Here is a 17,100-nt window from a genome sequence, read left to right on the forward strand (position 1 = left end):
CATAGAAACCTATATGAGTTGCTCATAGAATGATGTAAATGCTCTCTATTTTTTGTAATACAAGCTAATGCTTTGATGATATTACTGAGGAAAGGTGTATATTTTCATTGATATGTAAATATGCACCTTTTCTATTGTATTTGCAATTTAATAAAGTTAATTTGAATTTATGTAACGCACATATATGAAGCCATCTTTTAAAAAAGGAAGTGATTTATCATACACATTCAAGCTGTGAAAATACCAAAGAATATTGAAAGTCATTTGTTTAAGCAACTTAGTAACTTAGTTTCAAATGAGAAGAAAGAACGAATGAAGCGTTTATTAAACTCATGCGACGTTAATAGGACCCTGATAGGGGATTTACTAATCCGATCTCTAATCTGCCAAAAGTATAAAATTAATAATGAAGAAATTAGATTTAAATATAATGAGTATGGAAAACCTTTTGTTGAAAATTTTTCTGACTTTCATTTTAATCTGTCACATTCAGGAGAATGGGTGGTTTGTACTACTGCTAATTTTAATGTGGGTATTGATATAGAAAAGGTTTCAGAGATAGAGGCTCTTAAATTAGCAAATGAATTTTTTTCAGAGGAAGAATTTTATGATATATCTAATATAAATTCTGATGAACAAATTAATTATTTTTATGATTTATGGACATTAAAAGAAAGTTATATAAAAACGATTGGAAAAGGGCTTTATATCCCGTTAAATTCATTCTCTATAAAAAAAGAGTCATCAACTTTAATTTCATACAAGAATATACCTAACAACTTTTACTTTAAACAATATAACATTGATCCAAATTATAAGTTATCTGCTTGTGCAACAAGAGATGAATTTCCACAAGAGATAATAATTAAAGACATTTATACAATTTGCCAAAATATATACAAATTTGAAAGAAAGGAGAAAATCAATGCAGAAGACTAAACTTTTTTGCTTTCCGCATGCTGGGGGATCTGCGTTTAGTTACGCAAAATGGAAAAATCACTTTAATCCATATATTGAAGTAGTCCCAATAGAGTTAGCTGGTAGAGGGTATAGAATTGAAGAAAGATTGTACCAAAGTATGGAAGAGGCCGTAAATGATGCCTACACCAGTATAGTTAAGCAAATAGACGCTTCGCCCTACATTCTATTCGGGCATAGCATGGGAAGTTTGATTGCTTATGAAGTAGCCAGAAAAATACAGGATTCTAATAACGTATTACCTGAATTTCTTGTTTTGTCCGGTAGAAACCATCCAAATAGTAAAATAAAAAATATCCGACATAATCTTTCTAACGAACAATTTAAACGAGAAGTTATTGCAATGGGAGGTACACCATCTGGGGTACTTCAATCAGAAGAATTAATGGAGATTTTTCTCCCTATTTTAAGAGCAGATTTTAAGATTGTCGAGACATATATTCATGATAATAATATACAACCATGTGATATTGATTTTCTTATATTTAATGGAGAAAATGATGAATTTACTACATATGATCAAGTAATAAAATGGAATAAATATACAAGTGAAACGTGTACATTTCATTCTTTTGAAGGTAATCATTTCTTTCTAAATGAAAATATTGAAGAAATAGCAAAGAGTATTATAGGAAAGTTAGATTCTAAAAGATTATCAACTAGTTTTTAGGATTTTTCTAAGTATGCTCATGCCTAAGAAACAAAAATATGAAAGATGAAAAATACAGGCATTGCTGAAATTTTATTGAATATATGCATAGAATCCTAAACGAACTGTTTAAAGGCAGAGACTCTAAGCAAAATGTATATGAATTAACTTTAGTTTAAGTTGGCTTTACCTATAATACCATTTAGAGTCTTTATTATACTTAGTACAAAGTACATAACAGTTAGGGATGCTGTATGTAAAGCTAATGAATATGTGAAGTGAAAAGGCCGACTCTTATAATTATGAGTGGGCCTTTTGGTTTTATGGATATCAAATTAGTGAGCAACATTTCAAAGGGTATCTTGTGATATAACTAAGTAGAATTTTTTAAACAAGGGGATGATGAGATGAATAAATTGAAGGGGAAAATTGCATTAGTAACAGGGGCTAGTAGAGGGATAGGTCGAAGTATTGCCTTACATTTGGCACAGGCTGGTGCGTTAGTCGTTGTTCACTATAGTAAAAGAAAAGAAGAAGCAGAAAGTGTAGTGGATAAAATTAAAAAAGATGGCGGTTCCGCATTTGCGATTCGTGCAGACCTAAGTACTTTTAATGGCATTAATAAATTGTATTCAATGATGGATCAATCTCTTCAAAAATATATAGGTGATACTACATTTGATATCCTTGTAAACAACGCTGGAATTGGGCAGGTGTTAACGTTAGAGGAATCTACAGAGGAGTCTTTTGATGAGGTAATGAATATTAATGTGAAAGCTCCATTTTTCATTATTCAAAAGGCTTTGCCACGTTTAAGAGATGAAGGCCGGATTATAAATATTTCGTCTTTTGTCACAAGGGTAGCCTCCCCAAGTGTTTTTGCCTACAGTATATCTAAGGGGGCAATAAATACACTCACTCATACTTTAGCTCAACAACTTGGTGCTCGTGGTATTACAGTAAATGCAATTCTCCCAGGCATAATTAACACAGAAATGAACGCTGAGACATTGGGTAACCGAGATGGACAAAAATATGCTGCAGGTTTATCGACCTTTAATAGGTGGGGAGAACCTAATGATATAGCTGATATTGTAGGTTTTCTTTCATCATCAGACAGTCGTTGGATAACTGGTGAGTTAATTGATGCAAGTGGTGGATCTTACTTATAATACTTAGAGGAAAAGCCAACTTAAATTAAGCTAACTTTGCAATTCTATTATTTATTTGTTAAACCAGTGAACTATGTACCATTTTTTAGTTCTTAGAATAGTCACCTTGAGATGGGGCCAAATGTGGTAAGTCAATCAGGGGAGAGAACTAATTATGCTTTAGTATGATTTATGATAAGTATAAATGGTAAAAAGCAATGAATATGCACAATTTCATATGTAAATAGGTACTTTTTGTTAACTCTTTTAAAGGGAAGGAAATGTATGAAATTATTATGATAGAATCAATTTGTATTAAATCGAAAGGGGATGAGAGTATGCTAAAAAGAATGATTATAGGAGTTTCATCATTAGTAGTGGGAGCAACAGTTGGCTTAGCGACTGATGTATCCGCAGCACCTGCACCACCATTAACATCATTAAATGTGGTGAAAGTTGAATCTCAATTAGGCGGGGTTGAATTTATTGGTCCTAATAATTTAAGTACAGTTAAAGATCACGGAGGGAGCTATTTATACATTTATACAAATGAAATGGGATATGGAAGAAATCCAATTGCTCAAATGAGTGGTCAAAAACTAAAAAAAGTAGATTCTAAGATGATTGATATTAATGGTGATAGAACAGTTGATGGTTGGGAATATAAATGGGATGCTTCAGGACAGCAAAATGGGCAATTTAAATATCAAAATACATCTACAAATGCACCTTGGAATACATTATCTACGTCATTAAATATTAAATAAACTAACAGAAGAATTCGATGTTATTTTTTTATGTTTGTTATATATGTAATGTTTGGATACCTAAAGGAGTCTACGTTTTTAAGTATGCTCTTTCTAACTAATGATAAGATATCAGCAAATTTAAAGTTTACATAACATTTTTCTGGTAAACAATTCTAGGTTTAATAGTGTAATCAATAAAGTAAGGAAGTCTTTCATAAAATCAATTAAGTTATTTAGTGGGTCTTTCATCATAAATATCTAAAACTACATATTTATGAAATTTTATAAAACTTTCACTTTATATTTAATCCTAAAACATACGATTTTAATACAAAATAATATAATTTGATTAATAATAGCAGTGAAAAAAACATTAAATATATCTAGATTTTAAAGCTAATGTTACTTTATTACGTAATTAATTTAATGTGATATATAGATTTATTATTCAATGTAACTAATATAATTTTAAAAGAGATAGGAAGTTATGTTTAAAGTAAAAACAAGGGGAAGAATAAAAAAAATTGTTATGGTTTCAGCGGTTTGTACCATGATATCAACGTATGGAGCACCAATTTCTAGTACAGAGGCAGCAATCCGATCTCATGCCCCATCAGTTTATGTAACACCACAAAATACTGGTGCTTCAGATATTATTAGCATAGACTGGTCACCAGTCCAAACAGCACCTTATACGTATTGGGCCGTGCATAACTGGAATCAGGGGGGAGAGGGTGGTGGTTATGCTGGCTTCCAACAACAAAGTGGTTTTGATCAATCCGGTAAACGTACCCTTCACTTTGCGCTTTGGGATCCAATAGCATCAAACCAAGCAATAAAAGCTGAATATTTATCGTCGACTTCAGAAGCCAGTAGATTTGGTGGAGAAGGAACAGGCCTAAAGGTACAAACAACTTATAATTGGAAAGATAGTGAATGGTATCGAATGACTCTACGTTCTTGGCAAGAAGATGGCCATACAAAGTTTGGCCAGTGGATAAAAGATAATAAATTAAATCAATGGAAATTAGTTGCTATTATGGATCATCCAGTTGCAAATGTGGCATTTAACTATGGTTTATCGATGTTTCAAGAGGACTGGGCTGGTAACGGACAAGATGTAAGAGAAGCACGTCTTAAAAATGGATACAGCAGAAAAGTTTCAGATAAACAATGGAATTCTTGGAATAATCAGCGTATCTCTGGGCAACATGATACGTCCTATCAATACGATGGAGGAGCAACTTCAGAATATCTATGGGTTAGGGCAGGAGGAAATACTCAATCAACTATTGGTACTGGAAAAACCTTTAATATAAATCAGCCTAGTCAACCAGAAATGGGAAATTTAGATTTTGATATTCAAAATACTCGCTTTGAAGATGGAAAATTAAATGTTTCATGGAAATTGAAAGAACAAAGTACTCCACAGTTTAAAGGGAAAATTGAAATCTATGACAATGAAAAGTTAATGGGACAACCTTTGAAAGTAATCGATAATATTAAGTCTTACAAAACTGAGGTAAGTCAAACTATGCAATTGCCTCAAACAGCTTTTGCTAAAATTATATTAACAGACATATTTGATCGAACTGCAGAGAAAAAAGTAGAAATTACAAATGGAAATTCTGATATTTTAGTAGGGAAACAATTTGCATGGTCCCTAAAAGGATATAGTGATCGAGAAATTGCAAAAGTAGATTATAATAAAACAGCAGAAGAGCTGAAAATCAAATTAGAAGCTGGTGTGCCGCATTCTTATTTCAATAGCACGTATGCAAGTATTAAAGTCCAGAACTCATCTGGTAGCGTTATGTACAATAAGGAAATTATGGGAAATAGACAACAAAATGCTGAAACCCAAATAGTACCTATAAAAGAGGGAGATTATATAGAATTTACTCATATAGAAGGGGAAGTGGCGAAGGAAAAAACACGAGCGACTTTAACTAACCTTGAGAATGGAAAACAGGAATATATAGGAAAGAAAAGAACATATCGGGTTACATCTACAGGTTTAATCAGACAATAGACGTATTAAAAAGTTGGGGGAATCCCCAACTTTTTTTATCATTTTAGTCAAGAAGATTCCTTCTTCAAGGAATGCGAAGTGAGTAGGTGGAGATAAACTGGCTTCGAATAACGGATAGCAGGAAGCTTTATCAATAAGTATGCAAATATTTTTAAAACTAATTTTTATACAAAAGTGTATACTTATGACAAAAAAGTTTTATTAAACCAACAATTTTTGTTTTGAGTAAATTTAAGGTGCGTAATTAATATGCATCTTTCGAGAAAAATGCATAATTATGTAAAATTATCTTCATTTACATGATCATGAACGTGGTATAAAAATGAAGCATATCCAAAATTATTAAAGGGGCTGAAAAAATGATTAAAAAACTTATTATTGGTTCTATTGTTTTAGGAACAGCAATAGGAGTAAGTAAACCTACATTTGCTTCAACAAATGATTCTCCATCACAGTTTCAAGATAGGGGAGATGCCAAAGTTCAATCAATACCATCGCCATGGCAGTATTTAGGACAAACCTCTAGGGAACTTCAAATTAAAACTAAGGATCCAAAAGTGCTTGCTTTTGAATTAGCAAAAGAGGCTCCATTTTACGAAGATGAATTAGTGGATGTGTGTTCTGCAATTTTAAGAGAAAATGTAGATGTAGTATATTGGACAAGTAAGGAATGGGCTAGATTTGAAGTAGGAAATTACGAGTTTAAACATGAAATGAAAATTTATAGAGATAAAGAACGTCAGCAATTAATTACTTCACTAGAATCATAAAAAAATAGAAGCTATCTTTAGTAAGATATGCATCCAATAATGTAGACAGGAAAAGAAAGCACATAAAACTGTTTCGATATTGGAAAGTAAACTAAAAAAACAAGTATAATTACTTGTTTTTTTTAGTTACAGTAATTATTTAGAAGGCTTAGCTTGTGCATGGTCACCTACATTTATTGGATAACCATAATCCGCTCTACAACATGATTGGGATACAAAAGCTAGAAAGATATCAATCCATTTATTCTTAAATTGAATTAATATTCCTCTGTCATGGTATGATTCGTTATATTTTGAAAAATCATTTTACAAGCAATATGTAATACTTTATGGGAACATTATTAAATTTGAACGATATTAACAGAACTTTGTTGATAATTAGCTAAAAAAGTATTGTACGATTAAATGTATTGTGTTACATTTGTGTTACAAAACTATTACTTAATGTTATTATTGTTTCGATAATATTTCTTTTTGTTTCTGTAATATTACGAAAGTTATAGATGTTTTATGTGTATAGGAGTGTGTGTAGTAAAGAGTCTGAGTTGAAAATAAGTGTACACTTTAAATTTCCTTTCTGTCTGAATGAAGAAGACTACCAACTAATTAAGGGGTTTAAAGTAAAAACTTTAAATAAAATGTGCTTCCTTTCCCACACACAATTTAGTACATATTTAAAGTACAGTCTAGTTGCTACACAGACTCTTGTACATATAAACATTAAGGTGAAATAGAGATAAGGATTTATTACATAAAAAGCATTACTTAGCTAAACGTAAAAATATTATCTGTGCATTTTGATAAATTGTTAAAATGCCTAGATGATATTTTTTAGAAGATTTCTTGGATATGTTTATGAATAACAATTTCTAATACTTAATGATTCTCTACTGCTAAAATATCCAATAATTTATGTAATTGGATTTATAGGGTGTATGTACATTCACTTATATAGGGAAAATGAGGTTTTTCATATGAAGTATAGTTATAAAGTTTTTATATTTATTTGGACAATTATTTTATTGTTTTTTCTACTTTATTATGGTTACAGTGAAGTTTCCGACACCGAGCAGGTGCCAGTCATAATAATCAAAAAATAGAAGTGAAAAATATTGAGAAAACCAAATGAGATAAAAATAGATACAGTAGAAAGACTACTACAGGAAGTAATTAATCGTACGAAGTTAGATGAAATATTGGAAAGAAAAAACTTTAATGGAAAATATGTCGATTGCTGCTTGGGGAGAAAATTGTAGATATCACAATCGGTATAAAGATATTCATGAGTTATTCAGAGGTTACGATTTACACTGCCTTAGGAAAAAAAGGATAGGTTCCCGAGACACCCTTTATATTTAAGTAACGATTCAAGCCAATAGATTACATAAAACCAGAGCGGATTGTGCATCATCTTATTCGAACTACAAGAAACCATAAACGAACAAGTAAAGCGGGACTTAGAGTAAACTGTAATGGTGAAACAGGAGGAGACGCATGGGTGTGGTGTTCAATTTGTCATGAAGAACATCCTGTGTGCTGAATCCATCGCTTGCTTATCTTGTATCAATAAACTTATAGAAGACTATCATAAAGAAGTATGAAAACATGCCCCACTCCTTAATAAGGAAGTGGGGCATACATTTATCCAAGGTATATTTCTTTTCTGCGCTTTTCTACATAATCTAACATCTTTAGAAATTCATCATCTTTTCTTTGTTGTTCTTCTTTTTCGTTTTCAGAAAGTAAATGTGATTCCAATACTACGTCTTCTAGATCGAACTCTTTTCCGTTCCTTGGATTGGTAACCCGAATAGAATAGAGTTTTAATGTATCAGTGATACGATTCGAAGTGCCAAGGATAGTACCAGGAGCTCCATTAAATAATAAAAAGGGCCTAACTTCAGGTACTTCTAATTCTTTTCTAAGATATGCGATATCTCCCACTTTAAATTTGTTTTGCACCATGCATCAACTTCTCTTATTTTCGATACGTGAATATTACATTATAAAGATTTTATTTTTATAACGATTCCATGAAACTCTTTTTGATAATGTTAAAAATAAGAATTTAAATTGAATCAAATAAAAAAATTTCTCTAATTGATATGAGAGGTTTTCATCGTTCTATCATTATACTTTCTAATTCCTCAGAAGAATGGGCTAATGTTAATATGAATGATTTTTTTCTTGTTGAGCGGCTGCCGCTGGCTTGTTTTCCTTTTCACTGTTTAAATATCCAACTCCTGTTAGTAATAGGATAGGGACTGCCACTGTTAGAATCTTTTGTTTCAATACGATAACCTACTTTCTATAGCCTTTGTGTTTGTCTTGATGAATTATGTATACAGTTCAATAATCTAGGAGACTCTCTGCTGTTATTAAATTATTTAATATAAATATATTTAAATTTATTTTTGTTATTAGTTGGTAAAATTAGGTGTTAATACCAATAAAATCGATATTAAGGTGATTTTTCAACCGAGCAAATATACTCATAATGTTAGAACTTTAGAATATATGAGATAATAGCACAAAGAAGAGAGGTGAAGACATGCCTACACTAATATATCTTGTTGGATTACCTGCAAGTGGAAAAAGTTCGTATGCAAAGATGCTTCAAAAACAATACCGTGCTGCAATCGTCGCGACAGATGAACTTCGCCAAACGTTGCTTTATAGTGAAACGAAACAAGGGAAAACAGGAATGTTATATCGTTATGCAATGGAACGCGTTCGTGAACACTTAGAGGAGGGTCGTAATGTCATATTAGATGCGACAAATATTGAGAGGGAATTCCGTGTGAAAGCACTGCATCGCCTACGTGATATACCGAATTTAGAAAAACGATGTTATGTGGTGGACACTCCCTATCAGGAATGCCTCAAGAGAAATCAAGAGCGAAAGCGAACGGTGGAAGAGCGGATACTAGAAAAAATGTACAAAAAGGCTGAGTTCCCATTAAAAGAGGAAGGATGGGACCAAATCGAAATTCTGCATACACCAGGTTCATACAATATATCGAGACAAGAATTTCAAGAACTTCTAACTAGGTATTCAAGTTATGAAGAATTCTACGAAAGACTAAACACCATCCCGTTCTTTTCTGATATGTTTCAATATGATCAAGGAAACCCCTATCATTCCTTACCATTATGTCAGCACACATATATGGTATACGCTCATTTAACAGAGAATTATGTAGGGGGAGATTTATTTCTTCTGCAAAGTGCTGCAGCACTCCATGATATAGGTAAACCGTTTTGCCGTGTATTTAAAAAGCTCAAAGGGTACCATTCGTATTATGGTCACGAATATGTCAGTACCCATATCGCTTGCCACTTTTTAATGGAACTTGGTTTCGAATGGGAGTTTATTGAGAAAGTATTAATGATTACAGAGTTTCATATGAAGATGTTACATGGCGGGGAAGAGGCAGCACGTGAAATCTATCATTACTGCGGTGATGAGATGCTTACGAAATTATATTTTTTCCGAGATGCAGATGCATTTGCGAAGTAGAGAGGTGAAAAAAATGCTTGTAAAATATCCACGAACATTGCACGTTCCTTGGTCGATAGGGGTAACAAGTGATGACCGTGTTCTACAAAATATGGACGGATTTGAAACTCAAGAAGTGATCGTACTAGAAAAGTTAGATGGTGAAAATACATCCCTTTATAAAGATGCTATTCATGCAAGGTCGTTATCAAGTGGTCATCACCCATCGAGAACATGGGTAAAAACGTTACAAGGAAGTATGGGGTATAGAATTCCAGAAGGCTGGCGGATATGTGGTGAAAATGTATATGCTTGTCATAGCATTCACTACACAGCACTGACTTCCTATTTTTATGTCTTTTCAATATGGAATGAGAAAAATGAATGTTTATCGTGGGATGCAACAGTTGCATGGTGTAAAAAGTTAGGCCTTGCACATGTTCCAGTGTTATATCGTGGCCCCTATAATGAAAAGGTAATTCGTTCGTGCTACAACGGTACTTCACTCTTTGGAGGGATTCAGGAGGGGTATGTACTTAGATTAACGGATGCGTTTCACTATAATGATTTTTCAAAATCCGTAGGGAAATTTGTTCGAAAAGACCATGTGCAAACCAATCAGCACTGGATGACACAAGCGGTTATCCCCAATAAATTAGCAAAATAAAAACACGCAATTCCAAATGGAACTGCGTGTTTTTTCGTTTTCTAACATCATTTGACGTTCATGTATGGTTACTCTTATCAGAGAATATACTCCCTAACACTGAAAACTATTAATTTATTAGTTTTTATTCGTAACTTTTAAAGTATCTAATACGACTTTAGTTGCGTCTGCAATAAGCTTATCATCATATTCTGCATCTTCTTTATCATGATTAGAAAGGATGGCAAGAACAATTGGCTTTTTATTTGGTGGCCAAATAATTGCAATATCATTCCTTGTTCCATAAGATCCTGCGCCTGTTTTATCCGCTACTTCCCATCCTTTTGGTACGCCCGCACGAATCAACTTATCACCAGTCGTATTTCTCTTCATCCAATCTACTAATAATTCACGTTTCCCTGTTGGAAGTGCAGATCCTAATGTAAATGATTGAAGTGTCTTAGCGATCGCTTCTGGTGTACTGGTATCACGCGTTTCTCCAGGATGTACTTCATTTAATTCAGGTTCAAATCGTTCAGATTTAGTAACCGTATCCCCCGTTTCTCTCAAGATTTTTTCAAATGCGGATGGGCCACCTAACTTTTTAAGAATTAAATTATGTGCCGTACTGTCACTATATCGAACAGAAGCATCTGCAAGTTCTTTTAACGTCATTCCTGTATCCACATGCTTTTCAGTAATTGGATTATAATTAGAAAGGTCTTCACGCGTATACGTAATCCTTTCATCAAGAGCTTCTATTGAGTTCTGACGTAAAAGAGCTCCCGCTGCTAATGATTTAGATGTAGAGGCAAATGCAAAACGATCATTTGGATGATAAGCAACAGTTTGATTTGTACCTGTATCCAGAGCATAAATACCAAGCTTAGCATTATATTCTTTTTCAAGCTTAACAAAAGAATCATGACCTGTATTTTCTTGTTTAATTTGCTTTATTTGTTTTGTTTGCTTAGGTGGTTCAGATGGAGTATTACTATTAGAACACCCTATTAGTGTTACACATGAAAGTAATACGACAGGTATAATCTTTTTGTAGGTAAAGAACTTGTTTAAAACGTACATGAATTTTCAACCTCTTTCAATAATATATGGATTTTGTTTTGGTATTTTAAATACCGATGTTAATTAAAGTGGGTGTTGGATATCAATACTTCTGAAGTTGAATTTTAACAGGCTAAGCAGAACCAAAGCGTTTATATGAATGAACGGTTACTGTTTAGGGTGTTTCTTTTTTGCTTACACTTGTAATAGTTTACCTGTGAAAGTATTAAACTCGTAACATTTAAATGAAGTATTTCAATACACACTTTTTTTACATCACTTTACTTTTGGGAATAATAAGTCCTTTCATATTTTTAGGAATACACATAATAGACACTCTAAGTAATAAATTTGTTCCATTTTAACTTGGTGAACGGTAAAGAAACTACAATGAATTGTAAATGAAATCTGTACGGGAGTATAGTACAGTGCATATGAAAAACCCCTCAATGCTATCTCTCAAAAAATCATAATTCTCGTCTTTATAAACTGTATTTTCAAAAACATTGCGAGCTTGTAAGAAAAATGAAAGGTAATTCAATATGAGATAAACAACCTTACTACTACAATGAAAAACAGAATCATTCTTAAAAATCATGAGATACGATATCAAGTTATTTGCGTGTTTAATACATTTGACCAAATATTCCAGTTTCAATAGGAAAAGTCGAATCAGACCATTAACGAATGGTATATTATTCGTATTTTGGAAAAGTCAAAATGTAGACAAGCATCTTCTATCAAATCTCATTCTTAGTATGTACATTTGGAGGGGATTTCTCATATGAAATTAGTAAAAGTAACAGATGTTAGTTAGGAGAAAGATGATAATGTTAACAAATTCTATGGGAAGGTGAAGAAAGAAGGTAGCGTAGGTCTATTCCTACGTGTATATCATTTAGATAAAAAAGGTGTAACAGCTTGGGAGGAAGTGCAGGAAGACGAGCTTCCTAAGAAAGTAAAAGAAAAACTAGGTGTGAAATAATCATTTATTTGTGATGGTGGATTCTCCTACGTCGAGGGTTCGCCGTTTTTTATTATATGTTATGTTGTAATTTTTTATATGAAGTATATTGAAAAGATAGGGTAAATCTTCTGGAATGATATCCCCATTATTACTAAATCCATTTATATCAACAAATTTCCCTTTGTACCATTATCTTTTAAAGTACGTATAAAAAATGCCCTTTATCTTATCTTTATCTTATCTTTACTTTATCTTTAAATTTTTATATTAAACTTGAAACCTTAAAGTACTGATGTTTGAGTCTAAAAAGGGCGGGAGATAGATGTTCATTACATAGTTTGTAAATAACCAATTACCTTTGAAAAATTGAATTTTTTATACGAGGAGGAATATATGAAGGATACAAGTAAAAAACAAATTATAAAAGTGTTCCTTATTAGTATTTTAGGCTTAGGAATAATACTTGGAATGCTATATTTTAATCATAAAACCAATATTCAACAAAATAAAGCGCTAGCCACCGAAAAACGTGTATTGCAATATGAGTCTACCTTAAAAAAAGAATTAGAAAAATATAATTTAGGAGAGAAAACTGCAGTTTTATTAGGAATTATGTACCAAGAGAGTAGAGGTGAGGGAAACGACCCTATGCAGTCATCCGAATCACTTGGATTAAAGCCAAATGAAATTCAAGAGACAAGCTTGAGCATTAAACAAGGGGTAAAACACTTTGCTAAAATGTACAAATATGGAACGGACAAAGATGTTAGCATGGATACAATTATTCAAAGCTATAATATGGGGCCAGGGTATATTGATTTTATTGCTAGTCAAGAAGTTAAACAACACTCGGAGGATTCAGCCAAAAAGTTTTCTAAGATGAAAGTTGATCAAAATCCAGCGATGTATACTTGTGGTGGAAATAAAAATAATTTTAGGTATCCATATTGTTATGGTGATTTCACATATGCCACAAAGGTAAATGAAAAAACAAAACTTATTGAAGAACTTCTTCGAAATGTACATATCTCTTCTAAATAAGTTGCAGAATGAAATATAATGATACCATCAGTTATTAACAATAATATCTAAGAAAAAAACTACTTTCTTTCTTAATTCACATAATTTTCAAAAATAAATCCCATGGATGTTAATATTTGTTATATAATATATTTGTCAAAGCATTACCCCTAAAGTTTCTAAAGTCAAGCTGTAAGATAGTTTGTTAGGCACGTATTTTCACCTTAAAACAAAAAGAACTTGTAGAGATTCCTACAAGTTTTTTTGTTTTAAGGGTTAAAAGTGGATTTTAAATATAGTTGCAATTTTTTGAGGGGGAAAAGTAAATGTTTATAAAAACAGAAAGATTATTAATGCGAAAATTTGAGTTCAAAGATTGGCAAGCTGTTCATGAGTATACATCAGATATCAATGTTATGAAATACATACCTGAAGGGGTTTTTACTGAAGAAAATACAAGAAACTTTGTGAATGAAAACATTGGTGAAAACGCTAAGAACTTTCCTGTATTATTAATTGATAAAGATATTCTGATTGGTCATATAGTTTTTCATAAATATTTTGGTGAGCATACATATGAGATTGGTTGGGTGTTCAATCCTAAATATTTAAATAAAGGATATGCTTCTGAAGCAGCACAAGCTACATTGAAATATGGCTTTAAGGAAATGAAGTTACATAGGATTATAGCTACATGTCAGCCACAAAATATTCCATCATATCGAGTGATGGAGAAGATTGGAATGAGAAGAGAAGGCTATTTTAGGAAGTGCATACCACATGGGAATGAATGGTGGGATGAATATTATTACGCTATTTTAGAAGAAGAGTAGTGTTTTAGAACGCACTATTTAAAACGGCAGATTAAAAACAAGTAGGTTATATTTCTTCTGCATATGTTATGAAAATAGTATAATTTAAGAACCCACAATGAAGATAATTACTGATAAAGATATGGTAGTGATGAGAACAGTTGTAGGTTTTGGTGCAAAAAAGTTATCAAACTTGGACATACCAATACTATTCCTCTATAAAGGCTTATAAACGGTATGGAAACAAAACAGTTGTTCAAGTGTAAGAATTTTGAGCCTAACTTTATTTTGTAAATAGTGAGATGATACATGCGGTACAACTTGAATCTTCGTAAAGAAGTATTTCTACATGTATATTACACTGAAAAAAAGTGCAATAGCTTGGGAAGATGTGAAGACAGACGAGTTTCCAACAAAAGTAAATGAAAAAATAAATATGAAATGATTAGTTACTTGTGATGGCGGATTCTCTTACATGGAGGATTCGCCGTTTTTTATTTACAATGAGAAACGCATGCTAGGATGAATATTGGGATTAATTAGAATGTTTGACTGGTCGATACTGCTAATGTATTAATGATCGATATGTATAAGTACCTATACATATCAGATCAACGAAATTTTGTTCATTTGTTTTCATTAGAGGTTGCATCTCGGGGGAAAAGAAGAAATTGTGCAAAAGAAGTGTGAGAAATCCGTAGCGTGACTGAGAGAATTAAACGCGTAAGATATCTTGTAATAGGCAGCATAGCAGAATGTTAATTGTATATTTTAATATATTGTTGTAATATTACAAACGGTACCTAGGTAATATAAGGTAAATGCGCTATTGTTATTGTATAAATATGGCGCAAACAGGGGGAATGGACATGAAAAAGTATCTAGTAGCAGGATTATTGTTATCAAGTTTATTAGTGGGATGTGGTCAGGAGAACGCCTTTACCAAGAAAGAAACAGCTAAGAATGAACAGATAGTGAAGAAGGATGAGAAAGCCGATAAGAAGGTAGATGATGCAAAGCATGATGAATTAAAGGACACGCAAAAGTTGGATGACAATGTGCTAAAGGATAATGAAAACAAAGAGGTTAAAATGGACAAGAATGAGGGGAAAGTTGATATTGTAAAGTATCAGTTTCCATTAGAAGATAGTAGTTCAACAATGCCTGTCGATTACTTTGAAGCACTTAAACATGGTATGCCATATGAAGAAGTAGCTAAGGAATTACACCGTAATGCGACAAGTGCATTTAAAACGAAGAAGTATGATACGGACTTAATTGAATATACTTATGAAGCGCCACAAGCGATAATACAAGTTCAATTTAAGGATGGTAAGTTATTTGGTGCGGATTATGTTGGTCAAGATAAGGAAATGTATTCAGTTATTCCTGTTGGATGGGATGAAAAAAATAATCGCTGGACTGAAGAGAAAAACGTAGGCGTACAATCTAGTGAAAATAATCCGAATAATACAAATAATCACAAGCCTCAAATAAACGAAGGTAAGAATATAGAAACGAATGATAAGCCCGCACCTAGTACAGCAGGTGTAAAGGCAGATAAGAAGTCCGAAGAAGTTACCAATAATAACGAAGTTGAACAACATCGTAATAAGGAACAATAACGTAAGGAAGTAGAAGAATTTAAGCCGAGTGATGCGGACATGGAACGCATTAAACGACAAGAAGACAGTTGGAATACACCATTAGGTGGTGTTGGTGCTACATGGCAAGAAGAAATGGAAGAGATGAAAAAACAGAAATAAAATAACATACATACCTATTATAGGGATTAAGTGAATTTAAAGTGGGAAATTTATAGTTTTTATCATATTTTATTATATTCATTCTATAAAATTCAAAAAGATGACAGGGTGTTGGAAATCCAAAAGGATTTCTCATTAATCTGTCTATTACAAAATATTAATATTATTGTTGATATTGTCTTATAAGAAGGAATTCATTTAAGATATTAATTGAAAATATTAATTAGGAGGATGTTAGAAATGGAATTAAATAATGGGGATGGAATTAATATAGAAAAAAGTACAAGTATTAACATGGAAGAAATGGAGTTATTATTGTTAGCTGATCCCTCAACAGAAGTAGTTAATGGGTATCTTAAAAAGGGAGATTGTTTTGTTTTAAAAAAAGATGCTTTTACTGTAGGTATTATGATTTTAATCCCTACCCGAACTGAAACAATTGAGATTATAAATATAGCAGTTTCCGAAAAAGAGCAAGGAAAAGGATATGGGAAATACCTACTTAGATTTGCTATAGATTATGCTAAAAAAGAAAAATATAAAACTATAGAAATAGGCACAGGAAATTCTAGTTTAATGCAATTAGGTCTTTATCAAAAATGTGGTTTTAGAATAACCAGTGTGGATAAGGACTTTTTCTTACGAAATTATAATGAAGAAATATATGAAAATGGTATTCAATGTATGGATATGATTAGGTTAACGCAAAATTTATAAAAAATTATTTGTACATAAAAATCGCAACACCCATTAAATGTGAAGGGTTGCGATTTTTTTGATATAATGCGTCATTATGATTTGTGGGTAGCGTTAGGCAGTATATGTATTTGAGAATTATTACAAAATCAACAAGTGTTAATAAATTTATCTGTTATGTCAACAATTTGAATATATTTCAAATTGTTTTTTATAATTCAGATAGATCTTTTTCCAATAATTTTAATGAAAAGTAAAAAATATGAAATTTATCCATTTTAGTTATGGTTAAATGTTCATTTA

Annotated in this window: 14 protein-coding genes and 3 pseudogenes; 13 read left to right on the forward strand and 4 right to left on the reverse strand. The window is 32.1% G+C overall.

Features of this window, described 5'->3' with window-relative positions:
* The first annotated feature begins 234 nt into the window (after positions 1-234).
* From MHI26_RS12435 to MHI26_RS12460, 6 genes are all read left to right on the forward strand, one after another.
* Entirely contained in the window at positions 235-939 is a 705-nt protein-coding gene (locus MHI26_RS12435; RefSeq protein ID WP_061667087.1) for a 4'-phosphopantetheinyl transferase family protein, read from the forward strand.
* Positions 926-1,648 (forward strand): thioesterase II family protein, encoded by a 723-nt coding sequence (locus tag MHI26_RS12440; protein ID WP_001172943.1) that lies wholly within the window; start codon positions 926-928, stop codon positions 1,646-1,648. Before MHI26_RS12435 ends, MHI26_RS12440 begins: the two co-directional genes overlap by 14 nt.
* 386 nt (positions 1,649-2,034) lie before the next feature.
* Positions 2,035-2,799, forward strand: coding sequence for an SDR family oxidoreductase (locus MHI26_RS12445; RefSeq protein ID WP_001037514.1), 765 nt, complete (start codon positions 2,035-2,037; stop codon positions 2,797-2,799).
* Positions 2,800-3,059: 260 nt separating this feature from the next.
* A complete protein-coding gene (locus MHI26_RS12450; protein WP_000272950.1) occupies positions 3,060-3,545 on the forward strand; it encodes a DUF4879 domain-containing protein in 486 nt (161 codons plus the stop codon).
* 469 nt (positions 3,546-4,014) lie between these two features.
* Positions 4,015-5,559 carry a DUF3472 domain-containing protein gene (locus tag MHI26_RS12455; protein WP_103945279.1) on the forward strand — a complete coding sequence of 515 codons (1,545 nt, stop codon included), beginning with the start codon at positions 4,015-4,017 and terminating at the stop codon, positions 5,557-5,559.
* A 359-nt stretch (positions 5,560-5,918) separates the two neighbouring features.
* Positions 5,919-6,329 carry a hypothetical protein gene (locus MHI26_RS12460; RefSeq protein WP_061667086.1) on the forward strand — a complete coding sequence of 137 codons (411 nt, stop codon included), beginning with the start codon at positions 5,919-5,921 and terminating at the stop codon, positions 6,327-6,329.
* 135 nt (positions 6,330-6,464) lie between these two features.
* On the opposite strand, the pseudogene MHI26_RS12465 reads toward MHI26_RS12460, so the two are convergent.
* The 3 genes and pseudogenes from MHI26_RS12465 to MHI26_RS12475 form a co-directional block, all read right to left on the reverse strand.
* Positions 6,465-6,620 (reverse strand): annotated as a pseudogene (locus tag MHI26_RS12465) (DUF2278 domain-containing protein); the annotation flags it as partial.
* 1,350 nt (positions 6,621-7,970) lie between these two features.
* Positions 7,971-8,294, reverse strand: coding sequence for a hypothetical protein (locus MHI26_RS12470; RefSeq protein ID WP_000250487.1), 324 nt, complete (start codon positions 8,292-8,294; stop codon positions 7,971-7,973).
* A 201-nt stretch (positions 8,295-8,495) separates the two neighbouring features.
* The gene (locus MHI26_RS12475) at positions 8,496-8,621 is read right to left on the reverse strand and encodes a hypothetical protein (RefSeq protein WP_003307055.1); all 126 of its coding nucleotides are present in this window, start codon (positions 8,619-8,621) and stop codon (positions 8,496-8,498) included.
* Between the two features lie 259 nt (positions 8,622-8,880).
* Between MHI26_RS12475 and MHI26_RS12480 the strand changes: the two genes are divergently transcribed.
* Entirely contained in the window at positions 8,881-9,849 is a 969-nt protein-coding gene (locus MHI26_RS12480; RefSeq protein WP_061667085.1) for an AAA family ATPase, read from the forward strand.
* Between the two features lie 13 nt (positions 9,850-9,862).
* Positions 9,863-10,495 (forward strand): RNA ligase family protein, encoded by a 633-nt coding sequence (locus MHI26_RS12485; protein ID WP_061667084.1) that lies wholly within the window; start codon positions 9,863-9,865, stop codon positions 10,493-10,495.
* Positions 10,496-10,612: 117 nt separating this feature from the next.
* Here MHI26_RS12485 and blaIII read toward each other — a convergent pair whose 3' ends face one another.
* Positions 10,613-11,557 (reverse strand): class A beta-lactamase BlaIII, encoded by a 945-nt coding sequence (gene blaIII, locus MHI26_RS12490; protein WP_061667083.1) that lies wholly within the window; start codon positions 11,555-11,557, stop codon positions 10,613-10,615.
* 859 nt (positions 11,558-12,416) lie between these two features.
* On the opposite strand from blaIII, the pseudogene MHI26_RS12495 reads away from it, so the two are divergent.
* From MHI26_RS12495 to MHI26_RS12515, 5 genes and pseudogenes are all read left to right on the forward strand, one after another.
* Positions 12,417-12,521, forward strand: a pseudogene (locus tag MHI26_RS12495) (YxeA family protein); the annotation flags it as partial.
* Positions 12,522-12,896: 375 nt separating this feature from the next.
* Positions 12,897-13,544, forward strand: coding sequence for a lysozyme family protein (locus MHI26_RS12500; protein ID WP_086790668.1), 648 nt, complete (start codon positions 12,897-12,899; stop codon positions 13,542-13,544).
* A gap of 305 nt (positions 13,545-13,849) precedes the next feature.
* The gene (locus tag MHI26_RS12505) at positions 13,850-14,356 is read left to right on the forward strand and encodes a GNAT family N-acetyltransferase (protein ID WP_098286002.1); all 507 of its coding nucleotides are present in this window, start codon (positions 13,850-13,852) and stop codon (positions 14,354-14,356) included.
* 848 nt (positions 14,357-15,204) lie between these two features.
* Positions 15,205-16,101: pseudogene (locus tag MHI26_RS12510) on the forward strand (hypothetical protein).
* A 240-nt stretch (positions 16,102-16,341) separates the two neighbouring features.
* A complete protein-coding gene (locus MHI26_RS12515) occupies positions 16,342-16,818 on the forward strand; it encodes a GNAT family N-acetyltransferase (protein WP_000422449.1) in 477 nt (158 codons plus the stop codon).
* Positions 16,819-17,100 lie beyond the last annotated feature (282 nt).

Source organism: Bacillus sp. FSL K6-1218 (assembly GCF_038006445.1).
GTDB lineage: Bacteria > Bacillota > Bacilli > Bacillales > Bacillaceae_G > Bacillus_A > Bacillus_A thuringiensis_S.